The organism is Burkholderia sp. HI4860, from assembly GCF_002223045.2.
GTDB lineage: Bacteria > Pseudomonadota > Gammaproteobacteria > Burkholderiales > Burkholderiaceae > Burkholderia.
The window spans coordinates 1483407-1500305 of record NZ_NKFO02000003.1 but is presented as its reverse complement, the minus strand read 5'-3'; the positions used below and the strand labels follow the sequence as shown (position 1 = coordinate 1500305).

The 16899-nt window shown below is 61.0% G+C and carries 14 protein-coding genes; 11 read left to right on the top strand and 3 right to left on the bottom strand.

Annotation, left to right across the window (positions count from 1 at the left end; genetic code table 11):
* Positions 1-34 precede the first annotated feature (34 nt).
* Together CFB34_RS22205 and CFB34_RS22200 are read left to right on the top strand one after the other, a co-directional pair.
* Positions 35-577, top strand: coding sequence for a hypothetical protein (locus CFB34_RS22205; RefSeq protein WP_089439091.1), 543 nt, complete (start codon positions 35-37; stop codon positions 575-577).
* A gap of 357 nt (positions 578-934) precedes the next feature.
* Positions 935-1138, top strand: a complete 204-nt coding sequence (locus CFB34_RS22200; protein ID WP_011350748.1) for a hypothetical protein — start codon at positions 935-937, stop codon at positions 1136-1138.
* Between the two features lie 59 nt (positions 1139-1197).
* Here CFB34_RS22200 and CFB34_RS22195 read toward each other — a convergent pair whose 3' ends face one another.
* A complete protein-coding gene (locus CFB34_RS22195; protein WP_089439092.1) occupies positions 1198-1998 on the bottom strand; it encodes a transporter substrate-binding domain-containing protein in 801 nt (266 codons plus the stop codon).
* Positions 1999-2319: 321 nt separating this feature from the next.
* Here CFB34_RS22195 and CFB34_RS22190 point away from each other — a divergent pair, with 321 nt between their 5' ends.
* From CFB34_RS22190 to CFB34_RS22150, 9 genes are all read left to right on the top strand, one after another.
* Complete coding sequence (locus CFB34_RS22190) at positions 2320-5499, top strand: type VI secretion system Vgr family protein (RefSeq protein WP_089439093.1); 3180 nt, start codon at positions 2320-2322, stop codon at positions 5497-5499.
* A gap of 37 nt (positions 5500-5536) precedes the next feature.
* Positions 5537-10174 (top strand): RHS repeat-associated core domain-containing protein, encoded by a 4638-nt coding sequence (locus CFB34_RS22185; RefSeq protein WP_179243603.1) that lies wholly within the window; start codon positions 5537-5539, stop codon positions 10172-10174.
* Position 10175: 1 nt separating this feature from the next.
* Positions 10176-10559, top strand: coding sequence for an Imm10 family immunity protein (locus CFB34_RS22180; RefSeq protein ID WP_039352006.1), 384 nt, complete (start codon positions 10176-10178; stop codon positions 10557-10559).
* 187 nt (positions 10560-10746) lie between these two features.
* Positions 10747-11394 (top strand): RHS repeat-associated core domain-containing protein, encoded by a 648-nt coding sequence (locus CFB34_RS22175; RefSeq protein WP_315855625.1) that lies wholly within the window; start codon positions 10747-10749, stop codon positions 11392-11394.
* Positions 11395-11398: 4 nt separating this feature from the next.
* Positions 11399-11770, top strand: coding sequence for a hypothetical protein (locus CFB34_RS22170; RefSeq protein ID WP_089439094.1), 372 nt, complete (start codon positions 11399-11401; stop codon positions 11768-11770).
* Between the two features lie 573 nt (positions 11771-12343).
* Positions 12344-12685 (top strand): hypothetical protein, encoded by a 342-nt coding sequence (locus CFB34_RS22165; RefSeq protein ID WP_039352014.1) that lies wholly within the window; start codon positions 12344-12346, stop codon positions 12683-12685.
* Between the two features lie 630 nt (positions 12686-13315).
* Positions 13316-14038 (top strand): hypothetical protein, encoded by a 723-nt coding sequence (locus tag CFB34_RS22160; protein WP_242808693.1) that lies wholly within the window; start codon positions 13316-13318, stop codon positions 14036-14038.
* Between the two features lie 77 nt (positions 14039-14115).
* Positions 14116-14268 carry a hypothetical protein gene (locus CFB34_RS22155; protein ID WP_157644956.1) on the top strand — a complete coding sequence of 51 codons (153 nt, stop codon included), beginning with the start codon at positions 14116-14118 and terminating at the stop codon, positions 14266-14268.
* Positions 14269-14334: 66 nt separating this feature from the next.
* Positions 14335-14652, top strand: coding sequence for a hypothetical protein (locus CFB34_RS22150; protein ID WP_089439095.1), 318 nt, complete (start codon positions 14335-14337; stop codon positions 14650-14652).
* Between the two features lie 90 nt (positions 14653-14742).
* Here CFB34_RS22150 and icmH read toward each other — a convergent pair whose 3' ends face one another.
* Positions 14743-15525, bottom strand: coding sequence for a type IVB secretion system protein IcmH/DotU (icmH, locus tag CFB34_RS22145; protein WP_089439096.1), 783 nt, complete (start codon positions 15523-15525; stop codon positions 14743-14745).
* Positions 15522-16868, bottom strand: coding sequence for a type VI secretion system baseplate subunit TssK (gene tssK, locus CFB34_RS22140; protein ID WP_039352024.1), 1347 nt, complete (start codon positions 16866-16868; stop codon positions 15522-15524). Before tssK ends, icmH begins: the two co-directional genes overlap by 4 nt.
* Positions 16869-16899 lie beyond the last annotated feature (31 nt).

The following is a 16899-nucleotide window of genomic DNA, read 5'->3' as shown; positions in this document are numbered from 1 at the left end:
TTGCCGTGTCCAATCCGATCAGGCGACTCCGACCATGTCTGCGCTCCTTCACCTGAAGCCTTACGTGTACGTGATGTTCTGCGTGCTGCTCTATATCGGCATCAAGCGCTGTTTCCCGCGCGAGGTGCCGGCTGTCCGACCGCTGATCTCGCCGGTCGCGTTCGGGATGCTCGGCATCGTCAGCCTGAACGGGCGCATTCCGCATGCGGGCATCGACGCGAACGCAGTCGCGCTGGCGGCCGTCCTGGGCGGCGCGGCGCTGGGCTGGCTGCACGCAAGCCGGTGGCGGCTCGCGTTCCGTCCGGCCTCGTCGGGCCTGCGCGTGCGCCTGCCTGGCGATGCGAGCCTGCTCGTCACGCTGATGCTGACGTTCGTCGCCGAAACGGGCATCCATTACGCAGTCGCCGTGCATGCGCCGTGGGCGGCGACGGGCGGCTTCGTGATGTTGTCGTTCGCGGTATGGGGCGTGCTCGTCGGGATGACACTCGGGCGCGCGGTGAACGTGGTCGTGCGCTGCATGCGCCATGCGAACGGATCGAAGCGGGGGAGTTTTCCGTATTCGGTCGATCCGCGATGAAGGGGTGCGAAACAGCCGGCGAGCGGGCAGCTGACGGCCTGACAGGCGATACGGCCCGTCTTCGTCAATCGTGGCGCCCTCGAACCGAAACGGCGTGTGACGTGCACCAATTTGCGCCCCGTTTTCCTGTCACGGTCGCGTCATGGGGCGCCCATAACGTTGCACGTTCCCGTCGTGGCGGCACTGCCGGACCGGGAACGTGCGCAACCCGCTCGCGACGACGTGCCCGCGTCGCAGGTGGGGGCCGACCGGGATCTCGCTCCCGGCGGCGCAGCGGTCATGCATCGCGCCATTTCATTCGAAAATACGATCGACGACGGTTCGAACCGGGCCGCGGACGATCAGGAGACAGAGACCATGCTGAGTCCGCATGAATTCTCGATGCTGTTGCGCGTCGCGCGTGCGCCGGACAGCGTCGATCCGTCGAATCCGGCCTTCGCCGTGCTGGTCGAGAAGCGGTTGGTCGACGATACGCAGGTGCGTATGAATGCCGTGGCCGCGCGCCCGGCGCTGACACCAATCGGCCAGATGCTGCTGGCGCGCTTCGACGAAGCGGCTTGAGGGGAGGCGTCACGCCTTCGTCGAGACGAAGGGCGTGACGCGTTGAAGCGCCGGGCCGCTTACTGCGCGACCGGGACGGTCACGTCGCTGCCGAACCAGTGCATCGAGATCTTCTTCAGCGTGCCGTCCTTGTGCAGCGAATCGAGCGCGTCGTTGATCGCTTTCTCGAACTTCGGGTTGCCCTTGCGGAACGGAATTGCCATTTCCTGCTTGCCGCCGTTCAGCACCGCGCCCGCGCGCAGCGGCAGGTTCGACGTCTTGATCATGTACGGCAGCATCAGGCGGTCGTCGAGCGTCGCCTCGATCCGGCCTGCGGCGAGGTCGCGCAGCTTCTCCGGCGCGCCCGGATACGTCTGCACCTCGATGCCGGGCACGGTGCGCGCCATCTGGTCATAGTTGGTGCCGAGCGTCACGCCGAGCTTCTTGCCCTTGAAGTCGTCGAGCGACTTGAAGTTGCGCGAGTCGTCCTTGCGCTGGATCAGCTGCGCGGCCGAGTACGTGTACGGCTGGCTGAAGTCGAGGGCTTCCTTGCGCTGCGGCGTGATCGTGACCTGGTTGACGATCACGTCGAACTTGCCGGCCTGCAGGCCCGCGATGATGCCGCTCCATTCGGTCGGGACGAACTGCGTCTTCACGCCGAGCTTGCCGGCGACCGCGTTCGCGACGTCGACGTCGAAGCCCTCGAGCTGGCCCGACGTGCCGCGCGAGTTGAACGGTGGATACGTGCCTTCGAGGCCGACGCGCAGCACGCCGGCTTTCTTCACTGAATCGAGCAGGTCTTCCGCGTGCGCGGCAACGGCCGTAAAGCCGAGGGCCGACGCAAGCAGCAGGCCCGACAGCAGGAACTTCGAACGTTTCATCGCAGATCTCCAGTGGTCAGCGTGGTGTGGGTGAGCGCCGGCGCCGGGTGGGGCGCGGCGGGCCGCAAGACGGGCACGTAGACACTACTCGCAACCGGGCCGCGCCGGAAGTCGAATTGGCCCTGATTGAAAGCGATTTCATCGATGTGCGGCACGGCGGGCATGGTTGCCGTCCGCCAGCGTGGCACGCGGGCGGGTCGGATTCTGCTCGTTTAAATCAGGTCAGATTCGAGAGTTTGCGAAGTTTTGTCTGTAAAATCGCGCGAGCAAAACCGAATGCTCGCGCCATCCGAGGGCGTGTCAAAAGAAAAAAGGCCGTTCATGAACATGCAGAACACAATCGCCGCGTTGCGCGGCGGGTTGCTTCAGCAGGACCGGTTGCTGAAGCTCGATACGCCATTGGGGGCCAACGTCCTGACCGTTCAGCGGGCAGTCGGTCGCTCACGTATTGGGCGCGCATACGAGTTCACGCTCGACGTGCTGTCGACCGACAGCGATGTGGAACTTAAAAAGCTGATCGCCCAGCCCGTCACGTTGTGGATCCAGCAAGGCGATCTTGGTTACCGGCCGATCAATGGCTATGTGCATACCGCGCGCCGGCTCGGTGCCGACGGTGGGCTCACGACCTATCAGCTCGCGTTCGCCGATTTCACCCACTTCCTGAAGTTTCGTCGCGATCAGCGTCTCTGGAACGACACGACCGTCGACCAGATCATCAGCGACGTGCTGAACCAGCACCCGCAGGCGCAGGGGCATTTCCGCTTCGCGCTGACGAAGCCGCTGCCGAACCGCTCCTACACGCGCCAGCACGACACCGACTGGCATTTCGTGCATCGGCTGATGGAGAACGAGGGGCTCTACTGCGCATGGCAGCAGGCCGACGACGGCAAGTCGCATACGCTCGTCATCACCGACAACCTGCAGGCGTTCGCGCCGCTGTCGCCGGAAGCCGTGCGTTTTTATCGCGGCGACGCGGCCAGCGAACCCGACGCGTTCACGCAATGGTCGGGTACGCGCACACTGCAGAGCGTGACGCGCACGACGCGCACGTTCGACTACAAGAATCCGTCGCAGCCGTCGAACCCGAAAGGCACGTCGCTGCCGACGATGGGCGGCCAGGGCGAGTTGCCGGATCAACTCGAAGTCTACGAGTACACGGGCGCCTACACGTATCTCGACCAGACGCGCGGCGACCATCTGACGAAGGTCAAGATGGAGGAGTGGGAGTCGCGGGCGAAGCGTTTCCATGCTGCAGGCGGGGTGCGCGCGATGGATGCCGGCCGGCGCTTCACACTGGCCGACCATCCCGAGCACGATCGCGATCCCGCCGATCAGCGTGAATTCGCCGCGATCGAGGTGACGTGGTGGATCGAGAACAATCTGCCCGTCGCAAGCGACAGCGCGGACTTTCCGTACAGCCTGCGCGAAGCGTTGACGCAGGCACAGGACAACTACGGTACCGATCCCGCGTTTCGCGTGCAGCACGACGACGGATCGGCCGGCTTCTATCTCGTCGAAGTCGAAGCGCAGCGCGTGAGCGTGCCGTATCGCAGCCCGTTCGAGCATCACAAGCCCGAGATGCACCTCGAGACGGCGATCGTCGTCGGGCCGCAGGGCGAGGAAGTCTATACCGACGAGTTGAACCGGATCCGCGTGCAGTTCGTGTGGGATCGCCTGAACCCGGGTAACGAGAACGCGTCGTGCTGGGTGCGCGTCGTGCAGTCGGATACGGGCGGCGGCTACGGCGGCGTGCACGTGCCGCGCATCGGCGAGGAAGTGCTGATCGATTATGTGGGCGGCGACTGCGACCGGCCGCTCGCGGTCGGGCGCGTGTACAACGGCGCGAACCAGCCGCAATGGCATACCGACGGGATCCTGTCCGGGTATCGGTCGAAGGAGTATTCGGGCGGCGGCTACAACCAGCTCGTGATGGACGACGCGACCGGGCAGAACCGCGTGCAGCTGATGAGCAGCAGCGCGAACAGCCTGCTGCATCTGGGCTACATCATCGACCAGAACGGCAATTCGCGCGGGTCGTATCTCGGCAGCGGCTTCGACTTGCGCTCGGATGCGTATGGCGCGGTGCGGGCGAGCCAGGGCCTGTACGTGACGACGCATCCGAAGGCGGCGAACAGCCAGCCGCTCGACGTGAAGGAAGCGCAGCAGCAACTCGTGACGGGCGAGAGCCTCGTCGAGGCGATGTCGGGCGTGAGCGAGCAGCATCAGGCGGAAAGCCTGAAGGACGCGCAGGACACGATGCGCGCGTTCACGGATGCGACGCAGGACAGCGCATCGGGTAGCGCGTCGGGCGGGCGTACGGCCGGCGGCGGCACAGGTAACGCGAACGCATTCAAGGAGCCGGTGATGCTGTTCGGCAGCCCGTCGGGGATCGGGATGTCGACGCAGCAGTCGGTGCATGTGGTCGCGAACGATCACGTGAACGTGGCGAGCGGGCAGAGCGTGCATGTGGCCGCAGGCAAGTCGCTGATCGGGAGCATCGGGCAGAAGCTGAGCCTGTTCGTGCAGAACGCGGGGATGAAGCTGTTCGCGGGCAAGGGCAAGGTGGAGATCCAGGCGCAGTCGGACAACATCGAGGTGACCGCGCAGAAGGCGGTGAAGGTGGTGTCGGCGACGGACCGGATCGAGATCGCGGCCGATCAGGGGATCCTGCTGACGAGCGGCGGCGGGTATATCCGCATTCAAGGCGGGAACATCGAGATTCATACGCCGGGCGCGGTGGATGTGAAGGGGGCGTCGCATACGTTCGCGGGGCCGGCGAGCATGGGGTATCCGTTGCCGAGCCCGCGGCCGGATCAGCCGGGGCAGTTGGAGTTGTTGCATACGTACGGGAACGGCCAACCGGTGAAGGGCGGCTTGTTCTCGGTGTTCGATGCGAATGGCGGGCTATTGAAGAAAGGAGCGCTCGACAACAACGGGCACATGATCGTGAGCGGTCTGCCACCGGGGGCGGTGCAGGTCAAGTTCGGGGAGGATCCCCGCTCGCAGGATCAGCAGTCGAGCCGGTTCGATGTGGCGCCGTGGCCGGGCAATCCGGCGCCGGCGGCAGGCGCCGCGGAAACCGCGCAGGCGCAGCTCGGTTCGTTTTTGCCGGCAGCAGGCGGTGCCGCCGGCGCGCTGACGGGCCTGGCCGGTGCGGCGACGCAGGGTGGCGCGGCGCTGGCGAAGGCCGCCGTTGGTCAAGGCGTGGGCATGGCGCAACAGGCGGTAGGCGGCATGTTGCCGGCGGGTGCGTCGAATGCACTGGGTGCGGCGAAAACGGTCGTGGGATTGGCGAGCTCGGCGTCGCAGGGCGGAGCCGCGTTGGCGAAGGCGGTGGCAGGCCAGGGCCTCGGTATCGCACAGCAGGCTGCGGCCAATATGCTGCCGGCGGGAGCGCAGGCGGCGCTGTCGCAAGCGGGCCAGTTGAGTGCCGCCGCTCAGCAGGTCAGCGGTCTCGCGCAGACGGCGCGTAGCGCCGCAGCCGTGCTGAAAATGAGCTGAGCATCGCCCCTTTCACCTATTCGAGAACAGAAAAATCATGACCACTGCGGGCGTCCTTCAACCCAAACCTACCGACGTGTTCGTGTCTCCGATCATGAAGATCACGGAGGCCGACGTACAAGCCGGCATCGATTCATTCGACAAGTGGCTGATCAAGGTCAGCGGCGGCGTCGTCAACGTCGGCCGGCTGAAGACGGTCGCGGAGAACGTGCCGGTCCTGGCCAATATCTTTGCGGCAGTCGATGCGGTGCTCGATATCAAGGCGATGATCGAGCATGGCGACAAACCGATCGACATGTTCGACTGGGTCAACCTCGGTCTCGACCTGATCGGGGTCGTGCCGCTGCCGCCGGCCACCGCCGAGCTTCGGCTCGGCGCGCGGCCGGTGCTGAAGCTGATTCGACAGAAGGTCGTCGAGAGCGGCAAGGCAGCGGGGGAGGCTGCCATGCTGGCGCTGCGCGATTCGATCATCTCGGCGATGGTGGCGAACGTGCAGGAGCGTTACGCGGGCGAGATCGAGAAATTCCTGAAGGTGATACGTGATGGGCTGAAGGAACTGCTCGACCACTGCGCCAAATTCATCGGCGATCTGATGAAGGCTATTGCCGACGTGTTCGCCCACGCGGCGGGGAAAAAGTACGAAGTCGGGCACAACGTGAAGTCGGCCGGGTCGCATCTGAAGGGTGTCGGGGCGGCTATCGTTGCGTATGACGGCAGGAAGGTTCTCGACAATATCGGGGGATTCCTCTCGGATATCCGCAAGGTCGAGGGGAAGATCGCTATCAACACGGTGACCTCGGCCGCCGATTTGATCGACCCGAATTCGACGAAGAAGCTGCAGCTCTTCGCTGACGATATCTACAAGCGGATTCCGACGGTTCAGAAGTGCATTCGCGAGCTCGATGGGAACGATGCGGGCAAGATCGGGTGGATCATCACGATCGGTGAAGACGGCATGCGGAGCTGGCACAAGCGCAATCCGAAGCCGCAGACGACGGGGATTCAGGAACACACGACGGCGAAGGTCAATGAGACGCGTGCGCAGCATCGAATTGACGAGGTTCAAAAAACCACTGAAGCGCATCATCCGGGGCCGAATTGCTGCCTGACACATACCCCGGTGAAGACGCCACCTGCCGCCACCCTGAATTCAATCGGATTCGCGCTCGGCGACGAGCAGATCAATCACGAAGATTTCACGATCGACGGGCCGTTGCCCATTGTCTGGGCGCGTACCTATCGATCGTTCTTCGACGCGAACGACGAGCATGGCGAACTGGGCGCACGCTGGATTACGCCGTATACGACTCGTTTCGATATTGCCTCAGAAAAGCTCGTCTATCACGACGCCGCCGGACGAAGTATCGAATACCCGCTGCTCCGCGTCGGAAGTGCGCATGATGATCTTTCCGAGGGGCAAACGTTGTTGCGGCTGGACGAGCAGTGGCTGACCGTGACGCGCGGGCATGTGTTGCTCGAAGCGTACGAGCGGCACGGTAACGTGTTCCGTCTCGCATTCGTCAAGGACCGCGCCGGCAATCAGGTGACGCTCGACTACGATGCGGAAGGGCGGTTGCATCGCCTGATTGCACCGCACGTTCAGGTTGCGTTCCGACATGACATGCGAGGGCGGATCGTTGGCGTCACTCATCATGACGCACAAGGCGAATACGTCGGCACGCTTGCGAACTATGAGTACGACGACGAGAACGACTTGATCGGGGCGACGGATCGCTACGGTAATCGCCGCGAATACCGTTATCGACATCACCTCGTGACGCGATATACCGATCGCACCGGTCGAGGTGTGAACCTCGAGTGGAACGGTGACGGGCCGAAGGCAAAATGCTTCCGCGAATACGCCGATGACGGCAGCGATGAGGTTCGCCTCGCGTGGCATCCGGACTTCCGGATGGTCAGCGTGACCGATGCGCTTGGCAATGTCACGCACCACTACTACGACAGCAAGGGTTATTCGTTCCGTGTGATTCATCCGGACGGTAGCGAAGAGTGGATGTATCGGGACGCGAACGACAAACTCGTTCAGTACATCCATCGCGACGGTACCGTTGAGCGCATGGAATACGATGCGCGCGGCAACTTCGTCCGCCATCAACGTACCGACGGCAGCGTGGTCGAGATGGCGTATGACCAGAAGGACCAACTCGTTCGCGTGACCGATCCGCTTGGGCACCCGTGGCTGCGTGAATATGACGACGCGGGGAACATGGTTGCGGAGGTCGATCCGCTCGGCCACAAGACCGAGTATGCGTACGACGATCGAGGACTGCTTACCCGGATCAAGGATGCCAAGGGGGGCGCAAAAGCGCTGAAGTATGACGACGTCGGCCGGTTGATCAGCTATACCGATTGCTCGGGCAAGACGTCGCAGTGGGCGTATGACGCCCAGGGGCGCCTTTCGGAAGCGAAGGATGCAGAGGGTGGGGTAACGGCATACCGTTATGGTGCGAATGGCCAGTTGATCGAAGTCGTGTCGCCGGCGGGGCGCGAGCAGTTGAGCTACGACGCGGAAGGGCGTCTGCTGACGCATATCGATCCGCTGAACCGCAACACGCGTTACGGCTACGACGCGAGCGGGCGTATCAATATCCGCACCGATGCATTGGGGCAATCGCTGTCGTATCGCTATGACCGGCTCGGTCGGATCGTCGGACTGACCGACCAGAATCACGCGAATTACACGTTCCGCTATGACGCAACAGGCCGATTGATCGAGGAGATCGATTTCGACGGGAAGGCCACGCGCTATTCGTATGACGAGGCGAGCAGCCGTCTCGAGTCGGTCGACGAGGCGGGACAGGTCATGACGATGTCCTACGATCGCGGTGGGCGGCTTGATGGCCGGTCGGTCGGCGAAGAGGCAGAGCGTTTCGCCTACGATCCGCTGGGACGATTGATCGAGGCCGGCAATCGATATAGCCGCGTTCAACGGTTCTTCGACCCGGTCGGCAATCTGGTGCGTGAGCATCACGCTTACGACCTGTTCGGCGCGAGCCGGAGTTTCGTGTGGCATCACCAGTACGACGAAATCGGCAACCGCATCAGAACGGTCCGGCCGGACGGCCATGCTGTCGATTGGCTCACGTATGGCTCGGGACACGTCCACGGGCTGATGCTGGACGGCAAGGAACTCGTTCAGATCGAGCGGGATGATCTGCATCGCGAGATATTACGTACCCTGCCGAGCAAGATCGATCAACACACTGCATACGATCGCGCAGGCAGGTTGGCGCAGCGCACGGTACAGCGTGCGAATGCACCCGCGCCGCTGGCAGAGCGCCGGTATCGCTACGATGCGGCCGGCCAGCTCGTGCAGATTGAAGACAATCGCAGAGGGTTGACGGACTATCGTTACGATCCGGTCGGACGGTTGCTGGAGTCGATTGGTCCGGCGGGCAAGGAGCGGTTCGCGTTCGATCCGGCGAGCAACATCATCGACCCGGCACGTGTTGAAGCGCCTCGCACGGAGAGCCGGCCGAGTCCGGTACGTGCTACGGAGAGCACGTTCCCCGCGGAAGTGCCCAAGGTGTTGGGCAACTTGTTGAAGCAATACGCGGGGGAGCATTTCGCGTACGACGCGCGCGGCAATCTCGTTCATCGCAGATCGCCAGCGGGTGAGCAGCGTTACGAGTGGAACGCGCTCAATCGGATGACTGCAGCGACGGTTGACGAGGTCGCTCGCAGGAGCGAGTCGCGGTACTACTACGATGCGCTGGGCCGTCGGATTGCGAAAGAGGTGAACGGCGAGCGCACGGTGTTCGGGTGGGATGGCGACACGCTGGCGTATGAGAGCGGGGAGCAGGGCAGCACGCATTACCTTTACGAAGCGGGTTCGTTCGTGCCGATGGTGCAATACGTAAGTGCATCGGTAGACGGGTTCGAGACGCCGTCACGCCGTGAGACCGATCGCTATGTACCGGAAGACGATCCGTTGCAACGGTTGCCGGAACGGGTGGGTGAGGCGCACGCGTTCTATTACCACTGCGACCAGATCGGCACGCCGCAATTGCTGACGGATGATGAAGGCGATGTGGTGTGGGAGGCGTCGTATAAGGCGTGGGGGGAAGCGCGGGAGGTGATCGCGCGGGCGTCGAAGGCGGCGGGGATTACTCCTCGAAGTGCACTGCGGTTCCAGGGGCAGCAATTTGATGACGAAACGGGACTGCACTATAACCGATATCGGTATTACGATCCGAGTAGCGGGCGGTTCGTCAGCAAGGATCCCATCGGGCTCGCCGGTGGCCTGAATCGGTGGCAGTACGCGCCCAATTCTGTGAATTGGATTGATCCGCTAGGGTTGGCTCGTTTCGGATCAGGGAAAGGGACGCATACGGCTCAAGTTACCGTTCGCAGCGCGGAGGGCTCCCAAAGGCACTGTGGCGTATTTCAAAGCGGTAACATGACGCCAGAGGAAAAGGCTTTAGGATTTCCGCAGAGTACTCTTGCTACTCATACTGAGGCGCGTGCGGTTTCGCAAGTTCCACTAGCGCCTGGAGATCATATGATCATCGACGGACAGTACCCACCATGTACATCTTGCAAGGGCAAGATGAACGCACGGGCTTTGCAGTCAGGTGCGACGATCCAATATAACTGGCAAGAAGACGGGCAGCAAAAGACGTGGATGGCCAATCCTTCCAAAGGGTGCAAATAAAATGAAATTTGAATTTGTCGCAAATGATGTGTCCTATACGTACGAGGATGGGGTTCATGTTCTGGGGATGGTTGATCGCGGAAATGAGCCGCACGACTACGTTATCTTGCAGCGCGGGACTGAATTCGACGAGCAAGACCGGAAGTTGGGCCAAGATACGTATTACATAGAGGTTTGTGCCGACGGGGTCGCAGGATATGGGGGGGTCAAGTCCGTTACACTCAATGCCGGCAAGTTGAGCATCGAACTTGAAGATGATGCCAAGTGGAGAGAAGATTTGTCGTCGATACAGATCGATGTACAAGCAGCGAAGGACCTTGAGGGGTTGAAAGCATGGCTGTTGGCTATATTCTCTGGTACGAGTACCTCGATTGCACTTGATTAGATGAGCCGGCTGTAGTTTATGATTCAATCGAAGGTCGAGCAGTATCTGACAACGGTTTCTGGTGAGGTAACCAGGACCGATCCTAAGGCACTCGAAAACCTGATCGGTACACCATAATTGCGGACGGGTGATGACGGCGACGTGATGAGGGCGGCGTCGTTATAAGGCGTGGGGAGAAGCGCGGGAGGTGATCGCGCGGGCCTCGAAGGCGGCGGGGATCGTGGCGCGGAATTCGCTGCGGTTTCAGGGGCAGCAGGCTGATGAGGAGTCGGGGCTCGCTTATAACCGGTATCGGTACTACGATCCGAATAGTGGGCGGTTCGTATCGAAAGACCCGATCGGGCTCGCCGGCGGCATCAACGTGTATCAGTACGCGCCGAATCCAGTTAGCTGGATCGATCCACTTGGGCTTGCGAGATGCCCCTGTGCGGACGATTGCGAGAAAATTCTCGCTGACGAAGGTGTTGTAACTGGAAGGCACGGTGATCTGAAGAAAATTGACGGTCTACAAGATTCACACCACATTTACCAAGATGCTGCGGTAAATAAATTGCCAGACTATAACTACAATGCTGCGCCGGCAATCAGCTTGCAAGGTAGAAATGAGGATGGTACGACACGCGGAACACCGCATTATATGGCGAACCGTACGCAGGATAATGCGTCGGCGGCTGGAACACTGGGTAGTGAGACCGTTGTGGCATACAATTCACTTAAAGCGGCTGGGTTGAGTCCGAAGGCTGCGAAATGCGCGGTACTTAAGGCTAGGAGTTATTTCTCCGGAATTGGGGCTAGTGCGGGAAGTCGCACGGTAACTCCATCAAAGCGAGGATGATGAAATGGATAAAGAGTTTGAGGGAAAGGTTTACGCTGTTATATCGGAATTTATGATTTCAGTGAATTCTATGGACGCGATGGCGTTGCAGGAAAAATTTGGCGTGACTGCGCCCGTATTGGACGAAATGGTCGAATGTCTGGGTGACTATTTCGGGCGGAAACTTGACATCAGCCCTGCTCCTGCGGATGTGGCATTTTCCGGTAAGATCGGGTCTAGGCCATACATCGATGTCTATGAAATGAACGACGCCAAAACCTGGGGTGTGGAGTGCGTTATTTGGGTTGATGGGAAGGCGGCTGAGCCGATTTTACATGTCGAATTATTCGATAAGGGTGGGAGCCTAGGATTGCGGTATAAATATATCGGTTCGTAATCGATAATTGTGTTGCACGCAATCAACGTTTAGAGTTGATGGGGTCGCGTAAGCGGCCCTTATTGTTTTCCAGCATGTGCCGAACCCGGACTACCACGGTGGCCAGATCGTCACGCCGCAGCTTCTCACGGATGAGTATGGGGGATGTGGTGTGGGAGGTGTCGAATTTCCCGGGAAGTTGATAAACGAAAAGTAGTGGTCTTTGTGTCGCGGATGCACGGATTAAGTCCTTTTCTTATCGAGATGCGCATCTGTCGGTGCTTGTGCAGGCCAATGATAGGGTGTTTGAAGTTGTCTTCCACGCTGTTCTCGGCATGAGAGCAATTTCTCCAGAAGGACAAGATTTGTCTCATTTGGCAGAGAGCAAGGGGGGAGGTTATCTTGTTGCTACATGTGAAGCGGCTGAGGAGCCAGTCGATGGGTACAGGAAATTTGGCTTTATATCGGCCTGGACCGATGATCCGTTACTAACGATAATTGCTAATGAGGTTCAGGTTTCCTGGGCGTCGCCTTAGGCAAGGGGCCATGCATACTCTTCTCGAAATGCATGAAAGGTAAGTTAGGACTTTGATAATGGAACAGTGGAATTCGCAGGACTTGCTCAAGCTTCAGCAAGACACATGCAAACGGCTGGCTCTTCCAGAGGCGGCCTCCGAGGAGATGGTTGCTGTCGCAATCTCGACGCTGGAGAAAATGCCAGTGTATGGGACACGGATAGTATTGTCGGAAGGAGGGAACATCAGTTGGTTCTTTCACTGCGGCGAATACTCTGACGGGGATGATTTTTATCAGCCTGTGCATGCAGAGCACCTGTCGGAACTGCTCCCTTCCGTATTGAAATATTTGCGACTTCCGCCAGGATCAAAGTTCATCATTGATGATCAAGGGTACGAAGACGTGTGGATGGTCCAGTGATGAGGGAAAATTCGGACGAAAGAGCCCGGAACAGGCGAGCGATACATCAAGGGCCGCTGTCGCGGCCCTTGATGTATGTGGTCATCCGAGATCGGAAGAGATAGAGATCTCGCAGGCGATATGATTGATGGAGACGCACCCGGCGACGCTGGATCGAGGCGCGGCGGCCGAGTTGTTGGCGACCATCGATGCGGAGTCGGAAGAGGATGGTCAGTCGTAAAGGTCAGCGCCCCTGCGGGGCGAGGGTGAGGAGGGGGCGGGGGTAAATATGCGCTGGCAATTTGCGAAGTCTGGGGCTGCGAAGCGGCCAGAAAGAGAAAGTTAGCCCCGCTCGCCCGGCCGTCTGCTGTGCGGGCTCGAGGGGCAAGATAAATGGTGCTTCAGTCAGGATACCGACCGATATCAACATTGAGCGTGATGATGAGGAATGGATCAGCACAAGTGCCACTGAAACGGAGTTCATCGGTCCGGCGGTCCTGGTAATTTGCAGGAAATTCTGAAGCTTGCTATGGATTGGCTTCAGTAACCGCAAGAGCCGCAGTTGCGGCCCTTGCGGTTAGCGAGGTTGCCTTGCGTCCGGGGAGCCATCAAATGGTTACTTGCGAACGAGCGGCATCAATAGGACGAGACATGGGCAGGATATTGTGTAAAACGCACCGCGCTTCCGGCGTGGTGCATGTTTCAGGTGATATCGCGGCCGATATAAAAAAAGACGCGGGGCGATTGCAGACGTTCCGCTATGACATCGACTGGCTTGGAGATGGGCTCCCCGACATCTCGTACTTCGTTTCGGCGGATATTGCGAAGCAGTCCGGGTTGCCCGAGCCTGGTGACACACCATTTGGCCGGGATTTCGAAGAAGCGCATGCGACTGTCTTTGGCGGGCTTGTCCCTGTCTGCGAAAAATGCTTTGACGAATATCTGAACAGGACCGCGTTACCGGCTCGACCCGGCAGGCACGCAGCGTCAGCTTTCCACGATCCTGAGCGGATCGAGGTAATCCCGATCGTGACGACGGTTCAGTACCCCTCACTTGCCGCTGCATTTCAGGCACACCCGCTGCGGATTGCGGACTGGGGATACATGCGTTGCCGAGAGGCTGACCTCGCTGCGTCCGGCGTGGTGTTCTTCGATGATGTCGAAGATCCCGGAACCTGCCGGCGTGCCGCGTTTACCGGGCGGGCTGGCAATCTGATCGTGTTGACCATCGACGTCGCTTCGATGCGGGACGTGGTTCTGTTCGCGTCCGATAGTCGCATCGACACGAACCGGATGTGGCGTGACGCGCTACCCGTTGAATGGTCGGGCTGGATCGAAGCATTCGATATCGTGTATTTCGGGAAACCGACATAGCGGGTTTGAATTCGCCGGAATTCGGCCTGGAACCTGTTACATCGAGTGCGCACAACGTCCGTCAGGAGCCGAGCGAAATGGACACCGGATTCGTTGCGGACGTCGTGACTGGCACGTCCGAAGACGGCGTGCATATCGTCGGTCTCGCAGATCACGACCCGCCATCCAGTAACCAGCAGATCGACCTGCGACGACAACTTGCCAATCACGCTGGCGTGGAATTGGCATAATCACGCGCGGCCGCTGCGATCTTGTGGCGGCCATGCCGCATTCACTTCGATACAACCGCAATACCCATGTCGACCACCGCCGCGACCGTCGTGTCGCTGAAACACATTCTCGAACGCCCGGGCGATTTCTCCGGATGGCTCTATCTCCCGCCGACGCCATGGACGCTCGACACGGAGGGGGCATTCTCCGAAGACACCAAAGACGCCGGAGACGATGCAGTGCCGGCCATTGCCCGGCAGCCCGGCTGGCACGTGGCGCTGGATAGCGCGACGATCGAGGACATCGTGATCAACGCGCACGATCAGATCGATGAACCGACGCTCGCCCAGCTGTTTGACGCGTTCGTGTTCTACATCGAAAACGACACATTCATCCTGTTCTGACGTCACGCAGCGAGCGCGTCACAAGCAAAAAAGGACCGCCAAGCGGTCCTTTTTTCATGAAGCATCGGCGCCGGAGCGAAACCCCGCTCCTCAAGGCAACGAAATCGTCAAATTAGCCGACTCCGGCCCGACCTTGATGACTTGGGAATAAGGCGCCAACGCCTGCAGCGTCTTGTCCTTCAGATACGTATTCAGCCCGAGATACCCAAGCAGCGCAACCAGCGCGAAAACCGCCCCAATCGCCCAAACCGGCACTTCACGCTTGAGTCGATGCGCGATCTGATCCGGCAGCGGCCAATGCGGCGCAAACGCGGCCCGCTTGCCCTTCATATGCGCGATCTCGTCGCCCAGCCGCGCGGTGAGATAAGCCAGCTTCTCCGGCCCCTCGAGCAGATACTTCCCCTGGAACCCGAGCAGCAGGCACATATGAAACACCTCGAGCGACTGCAGCCGCGCCGCACCCTGCGCGCGGCAATCCTCGAGATACTGGAAGAACTTCTCGCCCGCGAGCTGCTCGCCGAACAGCACGAGCTGCAGCGGCCGGCGCTCCCACTCCGTGCGGATCTTGAACTGCGACGACAGCACCATCTCGTCGATCGCCGCGCAGAACGCGAACTTCGCGCCGTACACGTCTTCAGCGGCGATATTCAGCTTTTTCGCGCCGCGCTCGAAGTCCGCCAGGAATTCCTGGATGCGCGTGCTGAACTCGCCCGCGCTCTCCGGCTCCCGCCCGTTCTTGAGCAGGAACAGCATGAAGAACCCGTCGTACAGCAGGTCGAGCAGCGAACGGGCCTGGAACGAGGCGTCCGTCGACGCCGGCGTATGCAGGGGTGCCGGCGCGTTGTCGCCGAACAGGGAAGGCGCGTAGCTCATGATGTGACCGCGATCAGTTCGAATTTCAGGTCATTGATGCCAGTCGGCGCATAGATCATCGCGGACTGGGCCTGCAGCATGCGCTCGTACAGCGGGCTGCGCGAATCGAGCGCGAAGTAGCACGCGCCGGGGCGCACCGGAATCGCGGGCGGCACCTGCGGCGTGTACGAGAGCCGCACGCCGGGCATCGCCGACAGCACGAGCTTGTCGACGTCGTCGGGCGCGCCGACCTTGAAGCGGGCCGGCACCGCATCGACGAGCTCGACGCTCGGCATGTCCGCGGACACCGCCAGGTAGAACTCGGTCTTGTCGTCGATCTTGCCGGAATCGAGGCGGCCGAGGTGGAACGACGGGCGCACCTCGTCGAGCGTGATCGCGAAGTAGCGCGTCGAGATCACGGTGTCGAGCAGCTCGCGCAGCATCAGGTCGAGACGCGCGAAGCTCGGGCCCGGGTCGTCATGGCGGTACACCGGCAAATCAGCCAGCGTATAGCCCTTCGAGAACGTCATCAGCTGGCCTGCGAGGCGCAGCAGTTCCTGGAACAGCCGCTCGGGGTGCAGCGCCGAGTGCTGGTGCAGGTGCGCGAGCGTCGCGAACGCCGCGTTCGCGGTGTGCAGCAGCCAGAACGACGCGATGTCGCCCGAGCGGAATTCGATGATGTTCTTCGACGGCTCGCGGTGGAAGCCGTACAGCGCGTTCACCTTCGCCTGCAGCGCGTCGACGAGCTGGCGCAGCCGCTGGTGCAGGATCGGCGACGCGTCGATCGCGAGGCACGGCGGCACGAAGCTGTCGTCGATCTCGAAACCGGACGTCGCGGTGCGACGCACGCGCACGAGCGGCACCGACAGCAGCTGGTCGCGCGGTTCGCTGTGCGCGATCAGCTTGACCTGCGTCTTCAGGAACGTGATGTCGGCTTCGGCGGCGTCGGTGAAGTTGTCGCCGACGCTCGTCTGCTCGCTGACGAAGCGCGTCATGAAGCCGGCGGCCGGATCGTCGCTGTAGTTGGTGCCGTTTTCGCGCAGCGGGTGCAGCGCGAGATAGAACACGAATTCGTTGATGCCGTCAGGCAGCGTGTCCAGCGCGATCGGCGGCGGCAGGTCGTCGGCCTGCGGCGCGGCATACAGCGCGCCGTCCGGGAACACGAGCGCAAGCTCGGCCACCCGCAGCACGTTGCTGCCCAGCGCATCGCGGTCGATACGCACCGAGCGCACGCCCCAGTTGTACGGCTGGATCGCCTGGATCGATTCGAACAGGCGCGCTTCGTGGTACGCGTCCTGTCGCTGAAAGTGTTGAGGCCGGAGGAACAGCCCTTCCCCCCACAGCACCTTGGCCGAATAACTCATGTCAAATCCGGTTAATGTCGCGTTGCGATGT